The following is a 24,320-nucleotide window of genomic DNA, read 5'->3' on the forward strand; positions in this document are numbered from 1 at the left end:
GGTTCATAGCAATCCTTTCAGGCGATACAGCGCTTCCAACGCCTCCTTGGGACTCATCTCGTCCGGCTCGAGGTCCATGACGGCTTCAACTACAGGTGAAGGCACCGGTGTAACGGCTTCAGGAGCAGCAAACATGTCGGCCTGCGGACCAGCCTGGATGCTTTGCTGCTCCAGTTGCGCCAAACGCCGCCTGGCCGCTGCGATCACACTCTTTGGAATGCCCGCCAGCTGCGCCACCTGCAAGCCATAGCTCTGGCTCGCCGGCCCTTCCTCAACGCTATGCAAGAACACGATGCCGTCGCCGTGTTCGACCGCATCCAGATGGACGTTCGCCACCTGCTTGTAATCTTCCACCAGCCTTGTGAGCTCGAAATAATGGGTCGCGAACAAGGTATAGCTGCGGTTGCGCTCAAGCAGATGCCGCGCGCAGGCCCAAGCCAAAGCCAGGCCATCGAAGGTAGAGGTCCCGCGGCCAATCTCGTCCAACAGCACCAAGCTATGCTCGGTGGAGTTATGCAAGATATTCGCGGTTTCCGTCATTTCCACCATGAAGGTCGAACGTCCGCCCGCAAGGTCATCCGATGCGCCGATACGGGTGAAAATCCGGTCCACCGGACCGATGACCGCACTTTGTGCCGGCACGAAGCAGCCGCAATGCGCCAGCAGCACGATCAGCGCCGTCTGTCGCATGAAGGTCGATTTACCACCCATGTTGGGGCCGGTGATCAGCAGCAATTGTCGGAACGGTGTCAGCACCGTGTCGTTGGCGATGAAGGGATGCACCAGCTGCGACACTACGGGATGGCGTCCGCCGTGGATGTCGATACCAGGCTCGTCGCGGAACTCAGGACACACATAGTCCAGCGTCTCCGCCCGCTCGGTAAAGCACGCTAGCAGATCCAGCTCGGCCGTAGCGGCGGCATTGGCCTGCAATTGCGGGATATGCGGGGCGAGCCGGTCCAGCACCTCCTCGTACAGTGCTTTTTCCTTAGCCAGAGCACGCTCGTTGGCCGACAGCACCTTATCCTCGAACGCCTTGAGTTCTGGGGTGATGTAGCGCTCGGCATTTTTCAAAGTCTGGCGACGTCGATATTCGGGCGGGGCGCTCTCGGCTTGGGCTCGGGTCAGCTCGATGTAAAAGCCGTGCACGCTGTTGTATTCCACCTTGAGCGTAGCAATACCAGTACGTTCGCGCTCCTGGGCTTCGTATTGCAGCAGGTAATCGCCGCAATTGGCCTGCAAGCCGCGGAGTTCGTCGAGTTCGGGGTCAAAGCCATCGGCAATGACGCCGCCTTCGCGCAGTACGGCAGAAGGCTCCGCGCGAATAGCGCGTTCAAGCAATTCGGCAGCATCGGGGGCGGCAACCAGCTGCTGCGTCAATTGTTCCAGCCGTCCCGTTGACAGGGCGAGCGCCGAAGATAATCCCGGCAGTAATTTCAGACTTTCGCGCAATGCCGCCAAATCGCGGGGCCGCGCGGTTCTCAATGCCACCCGCGCCGTAATGCGTTCGATATCCGCCACTTGCCTCAAGAGCGGGCGCAAGGTTTCGTGCAAGCCGCTCTCGCGCAACTCGGTCACGGCCTGATGTCGCGCCGTAATGGCGCCGCGATCGCGCAGGGGATGATGCAGCCAATGCCGCAACAAGCGCGTTCCCATAGCTGTACAGGTCGTATCCAGCAAGGAGTGCAAGGTAGGCGACGACTCGCCGCGCAGGGTCAAGTCGATTTCCAGATTGCGACGTGTGGCGGCATCCAGCTGGATGTAAGCGCCTGCTTGCTCTGCCGACAGCCCCAGGATATGCGGCAAGGCACTACGCTGGGTGTTGCGCACATAATCCAGCAAGGCGCCAGCCGCTGCGATGGCGGCATTCATTCCCTCCACTCCGAAACTGCCCAGGTCATGGGTACCGAATTGCTTGGTAAGGATCAGCTGTGCAGTTTCCAGATCGAACTGCCACGGGGCGAGCCGTTTCTTGGCGCATTTCAAGCTATCGAGCACCGGATGGCGCAAGTGATCCGGCAGCAACAATTCAGCCGGGCCGATCCGTTCCAACTCGTGCGCCAGGGCTGATTCCGGCACTTCGCACAGGATGAAGCGGCCCGAGGCTAGATTGATGCGAGCAAGGCCCAATTGCCCTTCCATCACGCACATTGCCAGCAGTACATTGTCGCGAGTGTCGTCCAGCAAGGCGCTGTCAGTCAGCGTGCCGGGGGTGAGGATGCGCGTCACCTTGCGCTCCACCGGGCCTTTGCTGGTCGCCGGGTCGCCTACCTGCTCGCAGATGGCGACCGCTTCGCCCAGCTTCACCAGCTTGGCGAGATATTGCTCGACCGAGTGATATGGCACCCCGGCCATCTTGATGGGCTCGCCGTTGCTCGACCCGCGCTTGGTCAACGTGATATCGAGGAGCCGCGCCGCCTTCTCCGCATCGTCGAAAAATAGCTCGTAGAAATCCCCCATGCGATAGAACACCAGCATGTCCGGATGCTCCGCCTTGATGCTGAGGTACTGGCGCATCATGGGCGTATGTTTTTCGAGTCCGCTGGCGATGGCCGGGTCGGGGGTGATTTGGTTCAACGTGAAATCCTGCCTGAAAGAGTTTGCCGGAAGTTTAGCTCAGGGCCGCCTCAGCGCCAAAACTCACCGGCATGCAAGGTAGCGCGCGCAGAAGCGTCGGAGCCCTTCGAACGCACCGATAGAGGCCAGCAGCGCCACTGCCAGGGCTCCCGCATCGCGAATGGACAATCCGTCGAAATAAAACAAATGGCGTAAGCCAGGCACGGCGAGTACCAGTACCAGGAAAACGGCCGCGCCTCCGAGTATCCACCACAACGCATGGTTGCGGATGCTCAAGGTCGCGGCGATGCTGTGGTGATGGGAGCGATTGGCAAAGATCAGCCCGAGGTTGGCGAGCACCATGCCGCTGAATGCTAGTGCGCGGGCTTCCCCTGCGGGCTGCCCCAGCCACAAGGCACCGCCATACAGGACCAGCAACACCCCGAGCAGTGCAGCACCCTGCAGGAATCCCAGCCAGAGCACGTGCCGATCGAACAAGCTGGCATGAACGCCTCGCGGTGACCGCTTCATATTGCCCGGCTCATCCGGTTCCGCCTCGAACACGACGGAACAAGCCGGATCGATGATGAGTTGCAAGAACAGGATATGCACCGGCATCAGCATGAGCGGCCAACCCAGTGCGACAGGAATGATGGATAGGCCGACGATGGGGAGATGGACGCCGATGAGAAAAGCCGCTGCCTTGCGCAGGTTGTCGAAGATGCGCCGCCCCATGCGCACAGCAGCCACTAATGCAGCAAAATCGTCATCAAGCAGCACCAGATCGGCCGCTTCCCGCGCCACGTCGGTCCCGCGAGCACCCATGGCAATGCCGATGTGTGCGGCCTTGAGGGCGGGTGCGTCGTTGACGCCGTCCCCCGTCATGGCGACGATCTCGCCGTCAGCCTTGAGCGCCTCGACCAGACGCAGCTTGTGCTCCGGCACTGCCCGGCAGAATACGTTGACCTCGCGTATGCGCTCACGCAACTCGGCATCGCTCATGGCATCGAGTTCGCTGCCGCTCAGCAGACCACCTTCGATGCCGAGCCCGACCTGACGTGCGATATTCATGGCCGTGGCCGGGTGATCGCCGGTAATCATGACAACGCGCACCCCGGCTGTGCGGCTTTCGGCAATAGCGGCCGGAACATCCGGACGGATGGGGTCGGCTAACCCCAACAGCCCGAGAAACGTGAATTCGAAATCGTGTTGGATGGGCGGCAATACCGTGGAATCGAAGCTCGATTTGGCAACGCCTAGCACCCGCAGTCCTTGTTCTGCCAAAGTATGTGCCTCTTGCATCAGGGCCTGCGCGGTTTCGGGGGTAAGATGACACAGGTCGAAAATCGCTTCCGGCGAGCCCTTGGCGCCGATGACATACTGCGCACGATCAGGCGACTGCCATACCCGCGACATCGCCAGCAGTTCGCGCGACAGCGGATACTCTTCCACCAGCGTCCAGTCGCGGTGGATGTGCTCGGTGCCTTCCAGCGTTTTCTCGATAGCTTGCTTGATCGCCAGTTCCATCGGGTCGAACGGATCGCGATGGCTGGCGAGGCGGCCGAACTCCAGCACTTCGTGATACGTCTCCGGCAAAGCCGCAATGCCGAGGTTAGTCAGATCGCAATGCCCGGACGTAGTCCATACGCTTTTGAGCGCCATGCGGTTTTGGGTCAGCGTGCCGGTCTTGTCCACGCACAGCACCGTGGCGGCGCCCAGCATTTCGATCGCCGGAATGCGCCGGGTGAGCACCCGCTTTTGCGACAAGCGCCATGCGCCAAGGGCGAAGAAGATCGAGAGCACGACCGGCAGTTCCTCCGGCAATACGGCCATGGCAAAGGTGATACCGACCAGAAAGCCGTTGAGCCAATCGCTGTGGGTCAATCCGTAATAGGCGCCCACCGCCAGGCTCAACGACAGGCTGAACCAGGCGATGCGCTTCACAATCCGTGCCATGTCGCGCTGCAACCGCGTCTCGTCGGAGGTAATTTGTTGCAGCCGTTTGCCGATCTTGCCCAGCTGCGTTTCCACCCCGATCGCCATCACCTGGGCGATGCCCTTGCCCTGCACGACCAAAGTACCAGAGTAGAGCCCAAAGGCCGATTCGGCTCCGGGCACTGGCATTGTTTGAGGCAAACGCTCGACTGCCTCCTTGTGTACCGGCACAGACTCCCCGGTGAGTAAGGACTCATCCACCGCCAAATTGATGCCGGACAGCAACACGGCGTCAGCCGGTACGCGGTCGCCTTCGCTCAGCACCAGCAAATCGCCGCGCACCACGTCGTGCCCGGGGATTCGATGCTGCTTGCCATCGCGAATCACCAAAGCGCGCGGACTGGAAAGATCGCGCAGGGCCTCCAGCGCCCGTTCACTCTTGCGGCTCTGGACGAAACTGATGCCGATGATGACGAAGACGAAAGCGAGCAGCATGGCCGCTTCCGTCTTGTCGCCCAGCAGGAGATAAAGCGTGCCGCAGGCGATCAGCAGCAAAAACATGGGCTCACGTACCACGTCGATAGCAATCGCCCATACCTTGCGCGGATTGGCGCTGGGGAGTTGGTTGGGCCCGTCGTGGGCGAGTCGTGCGGCGGCGGCCTGGTGCGATAGTCCTTGCTGGAGATCGACGGCCATCAGGAAAGGCTAGGTGAGGCGGTTTAGCAATTGACTGTAATAGCCCGCCTCGACTTGCAGGCTGGTGTTGCGCAACTCGCCAAGTTGCAGGCTCAGCACGCGCAATTTCTTCATGGCCTGGCTGCGGGCTTCGCCTTCTTCGAGGGAATGCACCAGGCGTTCGAGATCGGCGAATTCCTTGAACGCTTCGACTTCGGGCGGCACGTAGCCGGCGTTCTTGAGGATGCGATAAGCCAGGCGCAAATCTTCCGGCACCAGCGGATCGTCGTCCAGGTTGAGCGGCTGGCCGGCGCCGGGAAGATTGTCGAGTTCGCCCTTGGCGACCGCTTCGCTGATACGCTGCTCGGCGATGGACTCGAAGGCATGCATGGCTGGTAGTTACTCGGCCGGCGTCTTGAGTTCCGGCGTGAGGTGGGGTGCCAGCACTTGCAGCATCTGGCCGAACACCTTGGGGTTGCCCGCGGCGATATTGCCGGTCGCCATCCAGCTTTCGTTGCCTTCGAAATCGCCCACCAGGCCACCCGCTTCCAGCACCAGCAAACCGCCAGCGGCGACATCCCACTTGGATAAACCGATTTCCCAGAAACCGTCGTACCAACCGCAGGCCACATAGGCGAGGTCAAGCGCGGCAGAACCCGGACGACGAATACCGGAGGTCTTCTGCATCATGTCCTTGAACATGCCGAGGTAGGTATCGACGTGGGTGAAATCGCGGAACGGCAAACCGGTGCCGATCAACGATTCTTGCAGCTTGGTACGCTTGCTGACGCGGATACGGCGATCGTTGAGGAAAGCACCGCGGCCCTTGGTCGCCGTGAACAGATCATTGCGGTTGGGATCGTACACCACGGCTTGTTCCAGCACGCCGCGATGCTGCAATGCGATGGAAATGCAGTATTGGGGAAAGCCGTGGAGGAAATTGGTGGTGCCGTCGAGCGGATCGATGATCCACAGATAATCTGCATCCCCGCCCTGCTTGCCACCCTCCTCGCCCAGGATGGCGTGGTTGGGATAGGCTTCCAGCAGCGTTTCGACAATCGCTTGTTCAGCGGCGTGATCGACTTCGCTCACGTAGTCGTTGTGGCGCTTGTTGCGCACCGTGAGTGCGTCGATGTTTTGCGAAGCACGCGTAATAATGGAGCCTGCGCGGCGGGCGGCTTTCACCGCCGTGTTGAGCATGGGATGCATAATTTGGATAAAGAACAATTAGAATAGCTGCGCATTTTACCCTACCCGCCCCCTTCTCGTGAACAAAGTCCTTGGGAAACCAGCGCCTTGAACAAGCTCGCCAACATCCGTATCGTCCTCTGCCAGACCAGCCATCCCGGCAATATCGGCTCCGCTGCCCGTGCCATGAAGACCATGGGGCTATCCCGTCTTTATCTGGTACGACCCAAGGAATTCCCGCACCCCAACTCCTACGCCATGGCCTCGGGGGCTACGGATGTGCTGGAAAGCATTGTGGTGTGCGATACGCTGGAACAAGCATTGACGGGTTGCGGTTTCGTCATCGGCCTCTCGGCACGCAAACGTGAACTGTCCCATGTGCCGGTCACACCCCGCGACGCTGCGGAAGAAGTACTGGAGATTGCCGCAGAGCAGGAAGTCGCGCTGGTGTTCGGCAACGAAACCAACGGCCTATCGAACGAAGAACTGATCCGCTGCCAGCGGCTGGCACATATCCCCGCCAATCCGGAATACTCCTCGCTCAATCTGGCCGCCGCAGTACAGGTCATGGCGTATGAATTACGCATGAAAAACGAGGAAACACCCCAACCCAAGGCCGGGCGTGAGAAATACGCCACACACGACGAGACGGAAGGCTTTTACCAGCATCTGGAGCAAACCCTGGTCGATATCGGCTATCTCGACGTCGCCCAGCCCAAGCGCCTGATGTCGCGCCTGCGTCGATTGTTTGCCAGAACCCGCCTGCATGAGGAAGAAATCAATATCCTGCGCGGCATTCTCAAATCGGTTCAGAAAAACAATTCCCGAACCAATCGCTAATTTCCACGTTCGAAACCAGACAGCAGTTAGATCGCGGCATTTTGCCCTTTATGGCATAATTCCCCGATAAATTGCTCAACTTTTCGGCTGCCTGAAATTCATGTTTAACCACCTGCGCGAAGACATCGCCGTCGTTTTCGAGCGCGACCCTGCTGCTCGCAACACCTGGGAAGTGCTGACCACTTACCCCGGCGTGCATGCGCTGATTTTTCACCGTTTTTCGCACTGGCTGTGGAATCTAGGCCTGCGCTGGCTGGCACGGGTGTTTTCGCACCTTGGCCGCTTTTTCACCGGTATTGAAATTCATCCGGGCGCGACCATCGGCCGCCGCGTCTTCATCGATCACGGCATGGGCGTTGTAATCGGCGAAACCGCCGTCATCAGCGACGATTGCACGCTATATCACGGCGTCACCCTGGGCGGCACCTCGTGGAACAAGGGCAAGCGCCATCCGACCTTGATGGAAGGCGTCGTCATCGGCGCCGGTGCCAAGGTGCTCGGCCCGATTACCGTAGGTGCAGGGGCAAAAATCGGCTCCAACGCGGTGGTGGTCAAGGATGTTCCCGCAGGAGCGACCGCTGTTGGGATTCCGGCACGCATCCTGGATCAGGAAAAAGCCCGGCAGCGCAACGAGACCGCAGAGAAGATGGGATTCTCCGCCTACGCCGTAGGCGACGACCACAACGACCCTATGACCAAGGCCATCCATGCGCTGCTCGACCATGCCGCCGAGCAGGACAAGCGCCTGCAGGACATGGCCGAGCAATTAGCCAAACTGGGCGCAGATCTGGAAGTCGACGAAAAGGTTGGTGAAGCTTTCGATGTGAACTATCTGAACAAGATAGTTGACTGAATAAGTAAGGTATTAGACAATGAAGTCCTTACCTGACCTCATGCGAAAGCACAAAAACCTATGCGATTGACTACCAAAGGGCGCTTTGCCGTCACCGCCATGCTTGATATTGCCCTCAACGAAACGGGGCGTCCGGTCACGTTGACCACCATCAGCGAACGGCAGGATATTTCCCTGTCTTACCTCGAACAATTGTTTAGCCGCCTGCGCAAGAACGGCCTCGTCAAGAGCGTGCGCGGCCCCGGCGGCGGCTACCGCATCGCCATGGACCCCAAGTCCATTTCCGTATCCGACATCATCCGCGCCGTGGACGAGCAGATCGACGCCACCCAGTGCGGCGGCAACGAAAACTGCCATGACGACCACCGCTGCATGACCCACGACCTGTGGACGGCGCTCAACGTCAAGATTCTGGAATACCTCGAAGGCGTCAGCCTGGCCCAACTCGTGGCTTCGCAGCGCGGCGGCAAGAAGGTCGTCATCGCCGAGCCCAAGCGCACCAGGAGCGCCGCGCAAGCAGCTTAAGGAAGGCATGACGAGAAGCGTTTATTTCGACCACAACGCGACCACGCCGCTCAACCCGGCGGTCAAGGAAGCGATGTGGCCCTGGCTGGGCATTCCGGCCAATGCTTCGAGTCGTCATCAATTCGGGCGCGCCGCCCGGCAAGCACTTGAAACCGCAAGGGAACAAGTCGCCGCTGCCGTCGGCGCGCATCCGTCGCAGCTCGTATTTACCAGTGGCGGCACCGAGGCGGATAATCTAGCCATTCGCGGCATTTGCGATGGATTGAAGCCGTCTTCACTTGCAGTGAGCTCGATCGAGCATCCCGCCGTCATGCGTCCGGCGCAGTCCATGCAACAGCGCGGTTGGAAACTTGCAGTTATCGGCGTCGAGGCGGATGGTCGTATCAGCGCCGACCAACTCGCTGATACATTAGCCCAGCCGGTGGCCCTGGTTTCCATGATGCTGGCGAATAATGAAACCGGCGTCTTGCAGGATATTCCTGCATTGGCCGAAATGGCCCGCAAGCGCGGCGCATTGGTGCATACCGATGCAGTGCAGGCACTGGGAAAAACGAGATTGAATTTCGCCGAACTGAACGTCAACGCAATGAGCGTTTCCGGTCACAAAATCGGCGGGCCGCAAGGCACAGGCGCATTGATCGTCGACAAACGCGTCGACATGCAAGCATTGCTTTACGGCGGCGGACAGGAAAAAGGCCGCCGCAGCGGCACGGAAAACATTGCTGCTATCGTCGGCTTCGGCAGGGCTTGTGAATTACTGGCTTCGTACCCATATCAGGGAGAAGCAGTGCGCAACTCGCTGGAAACCGGCTTGAAACAAGCTGGCGCTATTATCTTCGGTGAGAACGCCCCACGACTGCCTAATACGACGTTTTTCGCGATCCCCGGTATCGATGGCGAAACCTTGGTGATGGCGCTTGATCGAGCAGGCTTTGCAGTGGCAAGCGGCTCGGCTTGTTCCAGCGATAGCTCGGACCCTAGCCCGGTGTTAATGGCAATGGGTGTCGACCCATCATTGGCACAAGGCGCGGTACGCATCAGCCTGGGGCCGGAGAATACGGCAGAAGAAGTACAAGGATTTTTATTGGCGCTGCAATACGAATTGTCGCGCATGCAAAATATGACCGCGATTGCGGTTTGAGGAAACCATGACTGTTCATACCCCGATCTACCTCGATTACTCTGCGACGACGCCGGTGGACCCGCGCGTGGCGGAGAAGATGATTCCCTATCTCACCGAGCATTTCGGCAATCCGGCCTCGCGTTCGCACGTGTTCGGCTGGGTGGCAGACAAGGCGGTGGAAGACGCGCGCGCCGAAGTGGCGGCACTGGTCAATTGCGACCCCAAGGAAATCGTCTGGACCTCGGGAGCGACCGAATCGGATAACCTCGCCATCAAAGGTGCCGCCCAGTTCTACCAGGGACGCGGCAAGCACCTCATCACGGTCAAGACGGAACATAAGGCTGTGATCGACCCGTGCCGTGAATTGGAACGCCACGGCTTCGAAGTCACCTACCTCGATCCCGAACCCAACGGCCTGATCGACCTGGAGAAGTTCAAGGCTGCGATCCGGCCCGACACCATCCTGGTTTCGGTCATGTTCGTGAACAACGAGATCGGCGTGATCCAGGACATTACAGCCATCGGCAATATCTGCCGCGAGAAAAGCATCGTGTTCCACGTCGATGCAGCCCAGGCCACCGGCAAGGTCGAGATCGATCTGGAAAAACTCCCCGTCGACTTGATGAGCTTCTCCGCCCACAAGACCTACGGCCCCAAGGGCATCGGCGCCTTGTATGTGCGCCGCAAGCCGCGCGTCCGCCTCGAAGCCCAGATGCACGGCGGCGGTCATGAACGCGGCATGCGCTCGGGCACGCTCGCGACCCATCAAATCGTCGGCATGGGTGAAGCCTTCCGCATCGCTCGCGAAGAAATGGCGCAGGAAAATGCACGAATCCGCAAACTGCGCGACCGTCTCTATGCCGGTCTCAATGAGATCGAAGAGGTGTATCTCAACGGCGACCTCGATCAACGCGTGCCGCACAACCTCAACATGAGCTTCAACTTCGTCGAAGGCGAATCGCTCATCATGGCGGTGAAGGACATCGCGGTGTCTTCCGGCTCGGCTTGTACCTCGGCCAGCCTGGAACCGTCCTACGTGCTGCGTGCCCTGGGCCGCAGCGACGAACTCGCCCACAGCTCCATCCGCTTCTCCATCGGCCGCTTTACCACCGAGGAAGAAGTCGATTACACGATCAACCTGCTCAAGGGCAAGATCGGCAAGCTGCGCGAACTCTCGCCCTTATGGGAGATGTATCAGGAAGGCGTGGATCTCGAAAAAGTTGAATGGGCAGCGCACTAGGCAAAGCCCCGTTCGCCTGACGACGTTGTCGGGTAAACGAATCGAATGCACGCAAATATTGAAGGAGCAACAAAATGGCATACAGCGATAAAGTACTGGATCACTACGAAAACCCGCGCAACGTGGGCTCGTTCGACAAGAACGACACCAATGTCGGCACCGGCATGGTGGGGGCGCCTGCATGCGGCGACGTGATGAAATTGCAGATCAAGGTGAACGACGAAGGCGTGATCGAAGACGCCAAGTTCAAGACCTACGGTTGCGGCAGCGCCATTGCATCGTCTTCGCTGGTAACGGAATGGATCAAGGGCAAGACGCTGGACGAGGCGTTGCAGATCAAGAATTCGGATATCGCCGAAGAGCTCGCGTTGCCGCCGGTGAAAATCCACTGCTCGGTACTGGCTGAAGACGCCATCAAGGCCGCGATTGCAGATTTGAAGCAGAAGTCGGGCGAGAGTGCCGAAAGCAAGGTGTGCGAACCAGAAACCCAGGCCGCCGCCAAGTAACAGGAACATCATCATGGCAATCACATTGACAGAAGCCGCTGCGGCACGCGTTCAGAAATTCCTCGACAACCGTGGCAAGGGCGTGGGCCTACGCCTTGGCGTGAAGACTTCCGGCTGCTCCGGCATGGCTTACACGATTGAATTCGCCGACGAGATCGCCAGCGAAGACGTGACTTTCCAAAGCCACGGCGTCACCGTGCTGCTCGATCCCAAGAGCCTAGTTTATCTGGACGGCACCGAACTGGATTACACCAAGGAAGGGCTGAACGAAGGCTTCAAGTTCAACAACCCCAACGTCAAGGGCGAGTGCGGCTGCGGCGAGAGCTTTACTGTCTGATCGCTGGCCGGGCGAACCGGCGCAGCGAGGCGCTTGACCCTGCCGACCGTTGACCGCCACTGCTGATCTGGAAATATGCAAAGAACTTATTTCGAGCTGTTCGGACTCCCCCCCGCATTCAACATCGACCTCGCACGTCTGGACCAAGCCTACCGCCAGCTACAGGCCGAGGTGCATCCCGACCGTTTCGTCGCCGCATCCGATACCGAACGCCGCCGCTCGCTGCAGTGGGCGACGCACGCTAACGAGGCTTACCAGACCCTCAAGAATCCGCTGGATCGCGCCCGCTACCTGCTGCGACTTCACGGTGTAGATACGCAGGAAGAATCCAACACGGCCATGCCACCTGACTTCCTCATGCGCCAGATGGAATGGCGCGAGGCGATCGAGGAAGCCCAGTCAGCGACCGATGTCAATGCGCTCGATGCACTCAGCCGCGAGTTGCGCCAGGAGTCGCGCGACATGCAGCTGGCGTTGGCAGGCCAGCTCGATTCCAATGCAGATTATTCCAGCGCCAGCGAAACGGTGCGCAAGCTGCGCTTTCTTGATAAAGTGCAGGCCGAAATAGATCAGGCAATTGAAGCGTTAGAAGAATAATGGCTCTTCTCCAAATATCCGAACCCGGCATGAGTGCCGCGCCGCACCAGCATCGGCTGGCGGTAGGCATCGACCTCGGGACAACTAACTCCCTGGTAGCGACCGTCCGTAGCGGCTTGAGCGTCGTCCTGCATGACGAGGACGGCCGCGCCCTGCTGCCTTCCGTGGTGCGTTTTCTCGCCGACGAAGAACCGCACGTAGGCGCAGCTGCGCAAAAACAGCAAAGCAACGATCCGCAGAACACCATCGCTTCGGCCAAGCGCTTCATGGGACGCGGCTTGCACGACATCGCCGACGTCATCCATCTGCCGTACCGATTCGTCGATTCGCCGGGCATGTTGCAGATCAAGACTGCCGCCGGGCCCAAGAGCCCCGTCGAAGTCGCGGCGGAAATCCTCAAGGTGCTCAAGGCTCGCGCCGAAAAATCCCTGGGTGGCGAATTGACTGGGGCCGTGATCACGGTGCCCGCTTATTTTGATGATGCCCAGCGCCAAGCCACCAAGGACGCAGCCCGCCTCGCCGGCCTGAATGTGCTGCGTCTGCTCAACGAGCCCACTGCAGCCGCCGTCGCCTACGGGCTGGATAACGGTTCTGAAGGCGTCTATGTGGTCTATGACCTGGGTGGCGGGACGTTTGACGTATCGGTACTCAAGCTTTCCAAGGGCGTATTCGAAGTACTGGCTACCAATGGCGATTCCGCCTTGGGCGGCGACGATTTCGACCAGCGCATTTATTGCTGGATGCTGGAACAGGCCAAGCTACCGCCGCTCTCGCCGGAAGACAACAGCCTGTTGCTTACTAAGGCGCGCGAAGCCAAGGAATGGCTAAGCGAGCACGCCGAAGCCAACATTACGTGCGTGCTGAGAAGCGGCGACATCATCAACCTGACATTGACGACCCAGATTTTCCACGCACTGACGCAAACCCTGGTTGCCAAAACCATGGCTCCGGTGAGAAAAGCACTGCGAGACGCCAAACTAGGCGTGGAAGATGTGCAAGGCGTGGTGATGGTGGGCGGCGCGACGCGCATGCCGCAAATCCAGCACGCTGTGGCGGAGTTTTTCGGCCAGGAGCCGCTCACCAACCTCGATCCGGACAAGGTCGTCGCTCTCGGCGCCGCCATCCAGGCTAACGTGCTGGCGGGCAACCGTAGCGAGGACGACTTGCTGCTGCTGGACGTGGTGCCGCTGTCGCTAGGCTTGGAAACCATGGGCGGCCTCGTCGAGAAAATCATTCCGCGCAACTCGACAATTCCCGTCGCCCGCGCGCAGGATTTCACCACCTACAAGGACGGCCAGACCGCTATGGGCATCCACGTGGTGCAAGGCGAACGCGAAATGGTGTCCGACTGCCGTTCGCTGGCGCGCTTCGAATTGCGCGGCATTCCGCCGATGGCCGCAGGAGCGGCGCGCATTCGCGTTACCTTCCAGGTCGATGCCGACGGGCTGCTCTCGGTTTCGGCGCAGGAACAAACCAGCGGCGTGGAAGCTCACATCACGGTGAAGCCGTCTTATGGACTGTCGGAAAGCGAAATCGCCGACATGCTGCAAGCGTCGTTCTCGCATGCCGGTGAAGACAAACAAGCCCGCGCCCTGCGCGAAGCCCAGGTAGAAGCCGAGCGCCTGATCGTAGCGATCAATGCCGCCTTGGAAAAGGACGGCGATAAATTCCTGAGTGCGGAAGAGCGCAAGGCGCTCGAAAATCAGATCGCTGCTTTGCGCGAAACATCGCAGGGTGCCGATGCGACCGCGATCAGCCGCGAAATGGAAGCCCTTAATAAAGCCACTGAGCCGTTTGCCGCCCGCCGCATGGACGCCAGCGTGCAACAAGCCCTGACCGGCCACAAACTGGAAGAACTCAACTGATGCCGAAAATCATCGTATTGCCCCACGTCGAGATTTGCCCGGAAGGCGCCGTGATCGAAGCACAGTCGGGTGCTTCCGTCTGCGACACTCTGCTCGACAACGATATCGACATCGAACACGCATGCGACAAGGTTTGCGCCTGCACAACCTGCCATGTCATCGTGCGCGAAGGCTACAATAGCCTGCCGGCACCTGAGGAAAACGAAGAAGACCTATTGGATAAGGCCTGGGGACTGGAGCCGAATTCGCGTTTATCGTGCCAGGCCATCGTGCAGAACACGGATTTGGTCGTCGAAATCCCCAAGTACAGCATCAACATGGCCAAGGAAGGCAAGCACTAGGGCGCGAGGCAGTGCCCCTAGCCTAACCCAGGCACCTGCCCACGCCCAAAAGCCTTATTGCTGGTCCAGCGTAGTCCGATCGAGATATTGCTCGACAAAGTTCAGAATGGCTTTGGATTGATACTCACGCGCTAGTTGATGCAACTTATCGGCAAACGGCCGATAGCGCTCATCAAGTTCCACCAGCGCAGTTGCGTGCTGACGAATATCTCGCATATTTCCCCGTAGCGCCAATGCATGCAGGATCTTGATTTCCTGCTGCGGCGGCGCTTCGAGACGGCCGCTTTCTTCGTAGCGGACAGGAACCACCTCAACATCGTTAGCCCATTCGATATTCAACAATGCGCCCATTTGCGCAAGCAGTTGATCGATGATCACCGGTTTGGCCAGAAACGCATTCATACCGGCCTCAAAGCACTTTTTCTCATCCGAACTCGACACACTCGCTGAAATGGCAATGACAGCAACATCCTGCATCCCCGGCATTTGCCTGAGGCGTCGGGTAGCCTCCAATCCGTCCATTTCAGGCATGAGCACATCCATCAGAATAATAGGCGGACGGACGGCTTCTGCCTGCTTCAACGCATCGACACCGTTTTCAGCCTCGACTATTCCAAACCCCAGGGGAATCAACATGTCTCTAATGAGTTTTCGATTCTCCGCGAGGTCGTCCACGACCAATATCGTCTTGCGTTCACCCTTGTATCCAGTCACGACCTGACGGGAAACGCCGGTAACAGGCATGGTGCCTTCTTCCGGCACCGCAATCTCAAAGCTGAATCGGCTGCCTTCGCCCAAGCGGCTCTCGACCTGAATTTCCCCACCCATTAGACGCACGAACTGTTGACTAATGGCCAGACCCAGACCGGTTCCACCCATGCGTTGCCGGGCTTCCCCCGCTTGCTCGAAAGGCAGGAAAATAGTTCGCTGCCCCTCCTCCGCAATACCTCTGCCTGTATCCTCTACCTCAAACCTCAAGCGGCCTTCCGTGGTATGTCCAACACGGAGCAGCACTCGTCCGCGATCGGTAAACTTGATCGCATTGTCCAGAAGGTTCAGCAGCACTTGTCGCAGGCGTCGCTCGTCGGCATGGATCATCCGGGGCAAGTCGGGTGAGGTTTCGCAGACGAAATCCAGTTTTTTCTGGGCGGCCTTGATCCCCACCATTTCACTGAGGACTTGCAGGAACTTGTCAAAGAAAATGTCGTTGGGATAAAGCTCCAGCTTGTTGGCGTCGATCTTGGCCAGGTCGAGGATATCGTTGATCAGCGTCAGTAAATGCTCCCCGCTTTTCAGGATGATGTTCAATCCTGTGGTTTGCGACTCGGTGAGGTTCTTGTCGCGCAACAATATCTGCGCATAGCCGAGAATGCCGTTCAACGGCGTTCTCAATTCATGGCTCATCTTGGCGAGGAAATCGCTACGCAAGCGGGCAAGACGCTCGGCCTCAGCCAACGCCGCCTCTCGTACCGCCTCCGTGCTCTTGAATTCGCTGATATTGCGGGTCACGCCCACAGTGCCCAGCAAAGTGCCGTCCTCATCCTGCACAGGGGCATAATAGATTTCCATCCACACGGGGGCAGTCTCGTTTGCCAGCATTTGCAGACGCTCCACGATTTTCCGCTGGCGAGTGATCATCACTTCGGCCTCGTCGGCGCGGAAGAGCGCCGCTTGTTCAGCCGGCCACAAAACCTCGTCAGTCTTGCCCAGCATCTCGTCGACCGAATGTCCGCATGCGTCGGCACTCGCCTGGTTCACCGCCAGGTAACGCCCCTGCGTATCCTTGAGCCATGCCCCCACAGGCAGGGTGTCAAACAGCTCCCGCACGTAACGGGTTTGCTGCCGCAGCTCGGCGGTACGGTCATGAACGCGTTGTTCCAGGGTCTCGAACGATTGTTGCAGTTCGGAGAGCATGGCGTTGAAGGCCTGGGCCAAGGCTCTCACTTCGTCTTCTGCCTGAATAACGATGGGTTGCAGTCCCGCCGTGGTACCGCGATGATCGAGATAGCGGCTCTCGTCCATCCGTTCCTTCTGTGTGATTTTGTTCACGGCCGCGGTCAAGTGAACGATGGGGTCGATCAGGCGCTTCACCCATAACGTTCCTACCGCCACACTCAACAACAGGATTCCGATGGCCATGGCCAGAATTGCAGCGACCGTCTGCCGGATGTTCTGCAATGTACTATCGCGGGGAGACGCCAGCGCCAGCGTCAAGCGAGGTTGGCGCTCGAATTGCCAGGGCAGCATGGCCACGTAGTAGGATTTTTCGCCGGCGGTGACAACGTGTCTCTGTCCATGCACCATCCGTCCATCTGCTTGTACCTGCCGAAGCATTTCGTCGGAAATCAGCCTAAGGCCAGGAAGCTCTAGAGGATGACGGCCATCCGGCGAGAACATGGCCGGGATACTGCCGGTTTTCCTTGCGACTTCGTCCAGTGCCGCTCGTCCGATGGATTTGCGAAAGACAACCACCGCAACAGTAACCGCCTGACTCCCTGGTTCCAGCTCGCGACGAAGCTTAGTGGGCCGGCCGGCAATCGACATATCCGAAAAGAAATGCACGATGGGGTTGTGCTCGGCGTCGGTCATGACATTTTCCACAATCCCCTGGATGGGCACCGTCACTTCAAGTACGGTCTCATCAGGCACGGGAAAATTAAAAGAAACCATCGGCTGCGCCAGCGCCGGCAGAGTCGTCGGTATATCTGGCATTCGGCCATGCTTCCATGACGGCCAGTTCTGGAAGGGCATATCGCCATCCGCATTGGCTGTGGCCGTGGTCCAGACTTCGCGATGGTTGTCCTGCCGGGTCATCATCCCGACTTCCGTTTCCGAAACGTAGTAACTCAGCTTGTCGCGGGTATACACGGCAATACTGCTGAATCCCCCCGTATGCAAGGCGAGTTGCAACCGATTCAGCGAAACCGTCTTGCGGTAGGCAAGTGTCCTCGCCATTTCACTAAATCCGGACGCAGCGACAGATGTATCGAGATTGAATTCCAGCGTCAACAGCTCGGATAGCTGATTGAGGAGTGCCGCGTCGCCCACGGTGACCAAGGCCACCGACCTGAGCCGCGTCGTCATCGTTTGCAGATCGCTTTGCCATGCCTGCAAGGCATTGTCGAGATTGGCGAAGGCGGATTCCTGATTTTGCCGGTTGGTAAAATACGAGGCCAGCAACGCATCCAGCAAAGTGGTCAGCACCAGCACGACCACCAGGACCAGCAAAATCCTCTGCTTGATGCCGTACCGTATCAGCTTGCCCCAGAAAAGTCGCACCTCGTTCATTGGCGACTCTGCGAATTGGGGTCGCGGGCAATAATATCTGCATCGATGTCATCGGCAGCCTTGCCCAGTGCGGCCTCAACGTTATTACCGGCGATAATATCGCTCATCGCCTTCGAAAAAGACTTGCTGATCGTGCTATAACCGGGAACGGCAGGACGAGGCACGCCATGCCCATGCAGCAATTGCTGTGCGTACACATTGAGAGGGGCGTCTCGACCATATAAGGGAGACTCCGCCAAGGCGGATTTACGCGCTGGGACCGCTCCATTTGCGTTGGTCATGCGCAGCACTTCTTGTGGAGTCATGAGATAGGCCAGGAACGCCCAGGCGCCTTCCGGGGCGTCGCACGTACTGGTAATGGCCCAACTCAAGGAACCCATCCCGGTTTTGATGCCATGGCCGAAATCGGGAAGCGGCAATAATATCAAATCGTCTCCCAACGCCTTGCGGTAGCCTGGATATTTCCAGTGTCCGGTCCATGAAAGCGCGGTACGCCTTTTCTCGAAATCATCGTTGCGTTTGAAAATCGGCTGAGTCCACCCCTGCTTGAACCAGTATTGAAAGCGCTTCATTGCTGCGATCGATTGCGGGCCGTCAAGCACGCCGTGCGCCGTACGATAGCTTTTGCGATCGATCAAATCGCCGCCGAATCCCTGAAGTATGGGGGAATAGGCATAAGCATAGAATTCGCTCATCCCCGCATACACCGTCATGCTGAGTGGGTAATCCACGCCTTTTACCGATGAGAGCTTAACCAGGATGTGCTCGAACTCTGACAAACTCCAGGGTGCATCGACAGTCGGTATCCTAACCCCAGCCATCTCCAGGTAGCGTTTGTTCGCCCATAGCCCTAACCCCGAATCGAATTGCCCCAAGGTGTACAGCCGGCCGTCGTAGGTTCCCTGGGCGATAATCGAAGGCAGCAGGTCGTTTCTCAAATCGCGGGAAACAAACTTGTCGAGAGGCTGCAGATAGCCCGGCCACGCGAAGTCGGCCACATACGGACCGTCGACTTCCAGCAAACACGGTAGCCCTCCGGTCAGGGCCACGCTTTTTACCCAGTCGGCATAATTTCGGTAATTGGATGAGAATAATTCGATTTTGTAGCGATGCTGAAGACGATTGAAATTATCCGTGGAGGCTTTAAGCACACCCGCTTCATCGGTATTGAGCGCTGCGCGCGTCCAGACAGGTATAGTTTTTGGTGAACGGGCATCACTTTTGGAGACTGGCTCGGCTATCGCTAACGCAGCCCATACCGGCAGAAGTACGAAAAACCACGCAGCTAAGCGCCACAATCCCCTAAAAGGAGTAAATGAGCGCTGCATTAATGGTACGTCCGTTGATAGAGCGGGCCGTCGTAGCCCCAGTTGATGGCACCCCGGCTCCAGCGTTGGGTATCTCGGTAATGCCTATCCGGTTGAAGAGATTATTGCCGGAAAGCGATAGCGACCAGCCTTTCTCCAGCACATAGTTCAGAAAGCCGTTCACCTGCACGTACCCAGGATTATCCAGGCCATAGCCAACAGAGGGGAACTTCGATAAGCCAATGAAGTTAAGACCGAAGTCGAGCTTTCCAATGTGATAGGCCGGGGTCAACTGGTACATAAATCGTGGATTGATCTGATAGCCGACACTCTGCGGATTCTTATCGGCTCGTGTCACTGTGCCATGTGTATAGGTGAGCCCACCAAACAGGTGGAACCCATGTAGATTGTAGCTACCTTCAAGTTCCAGTCCGTCCGCCTCGTACTCACTACTGGTGAACCGATTAACAATCGACGTAATGTCCTGGTCGGTCACTGAAGTTGTGGCATGAAACAATGTAGCGAATAAACTCGCACGACTGCTTCGCCATTTGATGCCACCCTCAACCTGTTTTACGGAATTAACTGCAACCTCTTTGGCGATACTGCCGTCCGCATGGATTCCACCACCGAAAAGCACTCGTTCGGCATTCGCACGCCCGCCTCGGCTGATACGGCCGAAAACAGCCAAATCCGGGTTAAGCAGATAGTTTGCACCGAATGAATAGGACAAGTAGCGGACGGTATAGTCAACCGGCCTTTTACTTGCCGGGTCGACGATAGGCACCTTTTGTTCGGGTGGTTCGATCACGCCGTCGCCATTGACATCCATGATCTTCGTCCCGGTCGATCCCGCGTAGGAGCCTGAGGCACTGGCAACGTCATAGCGCAAACTGCCGTCCAAGTTAATCGGCCCTTGTTGCCACCCCAATGCGAGATAAGGCGCGTCGGTGTCGTATTTCAGCTTGTAAGAGTGAACACAACAGTTCTTCCAGGCCGGCTCCCCATAGGCAACTAATCCCTTCTGGGTGACGACCTGGCCCAGGGAATTGACGACATCTAGCAGCGCCGCATTCTTACCCTTGACCTCGAGCAGATAAGTGTTCCAATGCCAATCCTGGTTGATCATCTGCTGGGATTTGAAATAGCCTAGGGTGACATTGGTGTCGCCATAGTTGCCGCTGTTGAAACGCTTAGTCAGCTTCAAGTCGTTGGCGAAGTTACCGAGATCATCGAGTGTCACATTGAATAAATGCGTACGCACCGCGAGACCGTTTCCGTTCAAGGAAGCAGGGTCGGTAATCACCTGGCCTGCGCGTGGACCGGTGGCATATCTCAACGTAGCACCCGGTCCCCCGATCGAAGTCGCCAGCGCAGATGCAGTATTCACCTCGGCCGGGTAAGGCCCCACGAAACGGCCGGAAGTCGAGGCGATGCGAAATTTGTCCTCGATCTTCCAGTCCTTTGCCAGATCGAATGCCGCTTCGATCCCGAATGCCTTGCTGTTTGAATAGTAACCGTCTGCAATATCCGTACTGACCGCCTGTCCATTTCGATTTACCGAAATATCGTGGCGGAAATATTTGGACTGCATGGCGCCGTCCAGCACATCGAAACTGGGCAGCGATGAAAAATGCGCAGCAGAAGTCGTGCCCGAGACCCTGATCGGCACAGGCAGATAGACCGGGGCACGGTCGTTCAGCAGTTTGAAATTGAGACGGACGTAGCCGGAATCGAATTCGCGGGTGATGTTGCCTTTGATCTGCCCCCCGTCTTCAGCTTGATACCCCACCGTGCGGGGACCTTCACCAAACCGGTAGAATCCGCCGACATGGAACCGCCAGCCGTCGTCGAGCGGCTTGCCGTAATCGAAATCCATCCGGGTATGGTCGTAATCCAGGCCCCGAGTCAGCCGGACTCTTCCCCCGGCTTCCTCCCCCGTCTTGCTGATGAAGTTGAATACGCCGCCGGGGGGCGTTGCTGGCAAACGTCGCAGCAGAACCGCCGCGGATGACTTCGAGGCGATCAAGATTGTAATCGGCCCGAACGAAGGTATCCGCAGTGCCGAAATCGATGTCGCCGAAATCCAGCACGGGCAGCCCGTCTTCCTGATATTGCATGAGTTTGGCCCCACCGCTCAGCGGCAAACCGCGGGCGGTCGCATTGGCATTGCCTTCGCCACCGGACGATTGCACCAGTAACCCAGGGACGTTATTGAGGATTTCTGCTGCGTTGCCAGGGACTGATTGTTCTATCTGATCCTGCGTGAGGATACTGGCAGCCACGCTGGAACGCATGCTTGTCAGGGGATTCGCAGTCGCGGTCACGACGACAGTATCTAGGTTGACCGGAGAAATCGGCGAGCGAGCTACGGTAGGGCCTTCTTCCTGGCTTATTCCGGCCTTTTCATTTACTGTTTCCGTCGCTTCGGCATCCTGGGCAAGCACAGCGAAAGGCTGCAGTATCGATATCGCAGCCACAAGAAACGACAGGCGATTTTCCTGATGCAATTGGTTCAGCATACTCCCCTCCCCCTTGCCGCGACAAACATTCATTAACCGCATTCTTGGATTTATTATAGGAATAATCTTAGCACTGTTTATGGTTATACCGTCATCATAGCACTAGCAAAGCTGAGGATTTAATGACTTTATCACCAATACTTTCTGATAGTTACATACTTACATGCATGAAGAATGGCTTAGATTGACAGGGAACAGATGCCAAGCAACAGGCGGGAGACGGGAGCGTTTAAGCGTTGCTATGTTGCCCAAAAAAACTCGTGAACCGAGCCTTTTTGCAGGACAGTCGCGATAATTAGAGATGGGAAAATTCAGTTGTCGAACAGATCGTCCAGCGGATTCTTGCCAGGTTTAGACGCAGCGGTTGTAGTCACTCGCGCCGAGGCATACGATTCTTCGATATTGTCGCGGTAATAACTCCAGGCAGAACTAGAATAGCGCAATTGGCGCCAGGTTTCTTCCCCCACACCGCGATATTGCAGGGTCACGCCATCGTCAAGCTGCACTTGCAACAACCGAGCCTTGGCATCGTAGCCTGCCGCCCGCAGCTTTCAGGCATTCAATTTGACCATGTCCATCAATTCATTTTCCGTTCATGGTGGGGTGCCCTACCACCTGCCTGAACGTGCACACACGGTTGCGGCCTGCGTTTTTGGCAAGATAGAGCGCCTGGTCTGCCTGGTTCAGCAATGTATCCACGCTCGCACCTTTGCCCTCCAGTGTGACCACACCCATGGATACGGTAAAACTTAGAGTCTTATCCCCCGGCAAAGTGACGCGGGTATCAGCTAAAGCTCGACGCAGGCGTTCAGCAGCATCTTCGGCGGCATCGCTTCCGGTTTCCGGTAACAACACAGCAAACTCCTCACCGCCAATGCGCCCGATCACATCGAGGTCGCGTAGTGTCGTCTTGCAGATATTGGCCAGATGTTGCAGCACCAAGTCGCCTATCTTGTGACCGTAGGTATCGTTGATGAGCTTGAAGTGGTCGACATCCAGCATGAAGATTGACAAAAGGCCGCCGTAGCGCTGCACACGCGCCAGTTCATTTTCTGCCTGCTCAAGGAAATAGCGGCGGTTTGCAAGCCCGGTGAGGTAATCCGAATAGGCACGGCGCTCCAGCTCTTCATAAGCATAACGGTTCTCGATGGCGATGCTGGCAACATTGGCAGCAAAACCGATGCGCTCGATATCCTGCGCATCCGGGCTCTGGGGGTGCGGGTGATAGACTGCAAACGTACCCAATACCTTGCCACGCGAGGAAACAATGGGCTCGGACCAGCAAGCGCGCAATCCGGCCGATTGCGCCAATTGGGCATAAGGCTTCCAGTAGTCGTGAGTCTGGATATCTTCCACGATCACCCGCTGGCCCAAGTACGCCGCTGTTCCGCACGAACCTACGCCCATGCCGATCTCCACCCCATCGATAGCATGGTTGTAGAAGTCGGGTAGATGCGGTGCCGCACCGCAAAACAGGTGCTGGCCTTCCTTATCCAGCAGCAGGATACTGCAAAGGGCTGTGGGATCTTCCGATTCAATTTGCTCGACAATAGCTGCAAGAATGACAGGCAGCGCAACGCCCTTGGCAACCATTTGCAAGATGGCATCCTGGGCACGCTTGCGCTGATCCTGTTTCCAGCGTTCGGTAATATCGGTGAAATTAACCAGCCGCAAGGGGCCTACCCACGAGATCCTAACCACAACTCGCCGTTTGCTGCCGTCCTTGCACGTGATATCGGCTTCAAGTTCGGGCGGGATAGTGCCGGTTTGATGGGCCAGCAACGCGCTGTTGACCCAGGGTTTGATGATCTTATATCGGTAGTTCTCGTCTGGATATGCCAGTCGATACCAGGTTTCGGTATCGGGCAGGTCTTCCAGCGTATAGCCAAACAGGTGGGTAAACTGCCGGTTGATGTATTCGACATTGCCATCGCTGTTAGACCAGCCAATGGCGACCGGGGATGATTCCAGAATATCCTCGAGCTCGATACGCCTCTCGCTATGGACGTTGACTTCATATTCAAGCGCTGCCTGGCGAATCTTGGCCAGCCCACTTTGCGCCAGCATATTCGCCATTTCCACCATGACCTGCATGAGGGCCTCGGCGCGCACTTTTTCCACGACAGGAATAGCAGCAATGGCCGCCAGATAGGACTCCTCGTCGTAGCCGAACTGACGTGCCTGGTTGCGGAAAAACTCGAGATCGGGAGGTGCATGAAAAATCTGCCCGAGAAACAAGGTCGCCAGTTGCCGGCCTTCAATCAAAATCGGCGTCGCGTAGTCCATCAGCCCATTGCGGCAAATCCCTCCGCTGATCTGTCCCTGGCAAAGATCGCGCATGATATCGAGGTTGCTCTCACGGCAACGCTCTGCCGAAGCCGGCTGCATGCGGTGAAACAATTCGCATGCATTCTTCCCGCTCGACATTGCCAGCAAGGTCCCGTCGGCATCGACCAACCCATTGGGAATTCCTGTCGTTTCATAAAACCGCTCCAGCAATCGCTTGAACGCAGGAATGTCTACCAACTCTTCAAAGCGGTATGAGGCAATAATGGGTTGCGTGGCAAAACTGGGCATGACGATAGGTCTATCTCAATGTTTTTGATTTGTTATTTTTTGAGG

20 protein-coding genes are annotated in these 24,320 nt (G+C 57.7%); 10 read left to right on the plus strand and 10 right to left on the minus strand.

All coding sequences use genetic code 11. The annotated features are described in order from the left end of the window. Positions 1-3 precede the first annotated feature (3 nt). From mutS to NMK_RS08415, 4 genes are all read right to left on the minus strand, one after another. Entirely contained in the window at positions 4-2,520 is a 2,517-nt protein-coding gene (gene mutS, locus NMK_RS08400; protein WP_109015442.1) for a DNA mismatch repair protein MutS, read from the minus strand. A gap of 120 nt (positions 2,521-2,640) precedes the next feature. Beyond that, positions 2,641-5,187 (minus strand): cation-translocating P-type ATPase, encoded by a 2,547-nt coding sequence (locus tag NMK_RS08405; RefSeq protein WP_109015326.1) that lies wholly within the window; start codon positions 5,185-5,187, stop codon positions 2,641-2,643. 9 nt (positions 5,188-5,196) lie between these two features. Then, positions 5,197-5,556: a DnaJ family domain-containing protein gene (locus tag NMK_RS08410; protein ID WP_109015327.1), complete on the minus strand. Its 360-nt coding sequence runs from the start codon at positions 5,554-5,556 to the stop codon at positions 5,197-5,199. A 9-nt stretch (positions 5,557-5,565) separates the two neighbouring features. Next, positions 5,566-6,375, minus strand: coding sequence for an inositol monophosphatase family protein (locus NMK_RS08415; protein ID WP_109015328.1), 810 nt, complete (start codon positions 6,373-6,375; stop codon positions 5,566-5,568). Between the two features lie 87 nt (positions 6,376-6,462). Between NMK_RS08415 and NMK_RS08420 the strand changes: the two genes are divergently transcribed. The 10 genes from NMK_RS08420 (at position 6,463) to fdx (ending at position 14,581) form a co-directional block, all read left to right on the plus strand. After that, positions 6,463-7,194: an RNA methyltransferase gene (locus NMK_RS08420; protein ID WP_109015329.1), complete on the plus strand. Its 732-nt coding sequence runs from the start codon at positions 6,463-6,465 to the stop codon at positions 7,192-7,194. Positions 7,195-7,294: 100 nt separating this feature from the next. Then, positions 7,295-8,047, plus strand: a complete 753-nt coding sequence (gene cysE, locus NMK_RS08425) for a serine O-acetyltransferase (RefSeq protein ID WP_109015330.1) — start codon at positions 7,295-7,297, stop codon at positions 8,045-8,047. 60 nt (positions 8,048-8,107) lie between these two features. After that, positions 8,108-8,572, plus strand: a complete 465-nt coding sequence (gene iscR, locus NMK_RS08430; RefSeq protein WP_109015331.1) for a Fe-S cluster assembly transcriptional regulator IscR — start codon at positions 8,108-8,110, stop codon at positions 8,570-8,572. 7 nt (positions 8,573-8,579) lie between these two features. After that, positions 8,580-9,713, plus strand: a complete 1,134-nt coding sequence (locus NMK_RS08435; RefSeq protein WP_109015332.1) for a cysteine desulfurase family protein — start codon at positions 8,580-8,582, stop codon at positions 9,711-9,713. A gap of 7 nt (positions 9,714-9,720) precedes the next feature. Next, positions 9,721-10,935: an IscS subfamily cysteine desulfurase gene (locus NMK_RS08440; RefSeq protein ID WP_109015333.1), complete on the plus strand. Its 1,215-nt coding sequence runs from the start codon at positions 9,721-9,723 to the stop codon at positions 10,933-10,935. 74 nt (positions 10,936-11,009) lie between these two features. Continuing rightward, the gene (gene iscU / locus NMK_RS08445) at positions 11,010-11,441 is read left to right on the plus strand and encodes a Fe-S cluster assembly scaffold IscU (protein ID WP_109015334.1); all 432 of its coding nucleotides are present in this window, start codon (positions 11,010-11,012) and stop codon (positions 11,439-11,441) included. Between the two features lie 13 nt (positions 11,442-11,454). Further along, positions 11,455-11,778, plus strand: coding sequence for an iron-sulfur cluster assembly protein IscA (gene iscA, locus NMK_RS08450; protein ID WP_109015335.1), 324 nt, complete (start codon positions 11,455-11,457; stop codon positions 11,776-11,778). 75 nt (positions 11,779-11,853) lie between these two features. Then, on the plus strand, positions 11,854-12,375 hold the full coding sequence (hscB, locus tag NMK_RS08455; RefSeq protein ID WP_109015336.1) for a Fe-S protein assembly co-chaperone HscB: 522 nt from the start codon (positions 11,854-11,856) through the stop codon (positions 12,373-12,375). Then, complete coding sequence (gene hscA / locus NMK_RS08460) at positions 12,375-14,240, plus strand: Fe-S protein assembly chaperone HscA (protein WP_109015337.1); 1,866 nt, start codon at positions 12,375-12,377, stop codon at positions 14,238-14,240. Before hscB ends, hscA begins: the two co-directional genes overlap by 1 nt. Beyond that, on the plus strand, positions 14,240-14,581 hold the full coding sequence (gene fdx, locus NMK_RS08465; RefSeq protein ID WP_109015338.1) for an ISC system 2Fe-2S type ferredoxin: 342 nt from the start codon (positions 14,240-14,242) through the stop codon (positions 14,579-14,581). Before hscA ends, fdx begins: the two co-directional genes overlap by 1 nt. A gap of 54 nt (positions 14,582-14,635) precedes the next feature. On the opposite strand, the gene NMK_RS08470 is transcribed toward fdx, so the two are convergent. From NMK_RS08470 to NMK_RS08490, 6 genes are all read right to left on the minus strand, one after another. After that, the gene (locus tag NMK_RS08470; protein WP_109015339.1) at positions 14,636-17,869 is read right to left on the minus strand and encodes an ATP-binding protein; all 3,234 of its coding nucleotides are present in this window, start codon (positions 17,867-17,869) and stop codon (positions 14,636-14,638) included. Further along, positions 17,866-19,020 (minus strand): extracellular solute-binding protein, encoded by a 1,155-nt coding sequence (locus tag NMK_RS08475; RefSeq protein WP_181376207.1) that lies wholly within the window; start codon positions 19,018-19,020, stop codon positions 17,866-17,868. The genes NMK_RS08470 and NMK_RS08475 overlap by 4 nt, the downstream gene beginning before the upstream one ends. Before the next feature lie 151 nt (positions 19,021-19,171). Further along, positions 19,172-21,055 carry a TonB-dependent receptor gene (locus NMK_RS08480; protein WP_227871426.1) on the minus strand — a complete coding sequence of 628 codons (1,884 nt, stop codon included), beginning with the start codon at positions 21,053-21,055 and terminating at the stop codon, positions 19,172-19,174. After that, complete coding sequence (locus NMK_RS18740; protein ID WP_227871427.1) at positions 20,982-21,698, minus strand: TonB-dependent receptor plug domain-containing protein; 717 nt, start codon at positions 21,696-21,698, stop codon at positions 20,982-20,984. Before NMK_RS18740 ends, NMK_RS08480 begins: the two co-directional genes overlap by 74 nt. A gap of 311 nt (positions 21,699-22,009) precedes the next feature. Beyond that, complete coding sequence (locus tag NMK_RS08485; protein ID WP_227871437.1) at positions 22,010-22,246, minus strand: KTSC domain-containing protein; 237 nt, start codon at positions 22,244-22,246, stop codon at positions 22,010-22,012. 34 nt (positions 22,247-22,280) lie between these two features. Continuing rightward, the gene (locus NMK_RS08490) at positions 22,281-24,275 is read right to left on the minus strand and encodes a diguanylate cyclase (RefSeq protein WP_109015341.1); all 1,995 of its coding nucleotides are present in this window, start codon (positions 24,273-24,275) and stop codon (positions 22,281-22,283) included. Between the last annotated feature and the right edge of the window lie 45 nt (positions 24,276-24,320).

The organism is Novimethylophilus kurashikiensis (assembly GCF_003112435.1).
In the GTDB taxonomy this organism is placed as follows: Bacteria; Pseudomonadota; Gammaproteobacteria; order Burkholderiales; family Methylophilaceae; genus Novimethylophilus; species Novimethylophilus kurashikiensis.

What these genes read in the sequence shown, in the direction of transcription:
- mutS (WP_109015442.1), bottom strand. Translation starts at nt 2,520, where the DNA reads ATGATGCGCCAGTACCTCAGCATCAAGGCGGAGCATCCGGACATGCTG.
- NMK_RS08405 (WP_109015326.1), bottom strand. Translation starts at nt 5,187, where the DNA reads ATGGCCGTCGATCTCCAGCAAGGACTATCGCACCAGGCCGCCGCCGCA.
- NMK_RS08410 (WP_109015327.1), bottom strand. Translation starts at nt 5,556, where the DNA reads ATGCATGCCTTCGAGTCCATCGCCGAGCAGCGTATCAGCGAAGCGGTC.
- NMK_RS08415 (WP_109015328.1), bottom strand. Translation starts at nt 6,375, where the DNA reads ATGCATCCCATGCTCAACACGGCGGTGAAAGCCGCCCGCCGCGCAGGC.
- cysE (WP_109015330.1), top strand. Translation starts at nt 7,295, where the DNA reads ATGTTTAACCACCTGCGCGAAGACATCGCCGTCGTTTTCGAGCGCGAC.
- iscR (WP_109015331.1), top strand. Translation starts at nt 8,108, where the DNA reads ATGCGATTGACTACCAAAGGGCGCTTTGCCGTCACCGCCATGCTTGAT.
- NMK_RS08435 (WP_109015332.1), top strand. Translation starts at nt 8,580, where the DNA reads ATGACGAGAAGCGTTTATTTCGACCACAACGCGACCACGCCGCTCAAC.
- NMK_RS08440 (WP_109015333.1), top strand. Translation starts at nt 9,721, where the DNA reads ATGACTGTTCATACCCCGATCTACCTCGATTACTCTGCGACGACGCCG.
- iscU (WP_109015334.1), top strand. Translation starts at nt 11,010, where the DNA reads ATGGCATACAGCGATAAAGTACTGGATCACTACGAAAACCCGCGCAAC.
- iscA (WP_109015335.1), top strand. Translation starts at nt 11,455, where the DNA reads ATGGCAATCACATTGACAGAAGCCGCTGCGGCACGCGTTCAGAAATTC.
- hscB (WP_109015336.1), top strand. Translation starts at nt 11,854, where the DNA reads ATGCAAAGAACTTATTTCGAGCTGTTCGGACTCCCCCCCGCATTCAAC.
- hscA (WP_109015337.1), top strand. Translation starts at nt 12,375, where the DNA reads ATGGCTCTTCTCCAAATATCCGAACCCGGCATGAGTGCCGCGCCGCAC.
- fdx (WP_109015338.1), top strand. Translation starts at nt 14,240, where the DNA reads ATGCCGAAAATCATCGTATTGCCCCACGTCGAGATTTGCCCGGAAGGC.
- NMK_RS08470 (WP_109015339.1), bottom strand. Translation starts at nt 17,869, where the DNA reads ATGAACGAGGTGCGACTTTTCTGGGGCAAGCTGATACGGTACGGCATC.
- NMK_RS08480 (WP_227871426.1), bottom strand. Translation starts at nt 21,055, where the DNA reads ATGGATTTCGATTACGGCAAGCCGCTCGACGACGGCTGGCGGTTCCAT.
- NMK_RS18740 (WP_227871427.1), bottom strand. Translation starts at nt 21,698, where the DNA reads ATGCTGAACCAATTGCATCAGGAAAATCGCCTGTCGTTTCTTGTGGCT.
- NMK_RS08490 (WP_109015341.1), bottom strand. Translation starts at nt 24,275, where the DNA reads ATGCCCAGTTTTGCCACGCAACCCATTATTGCCTCATACCGCTTTGAA.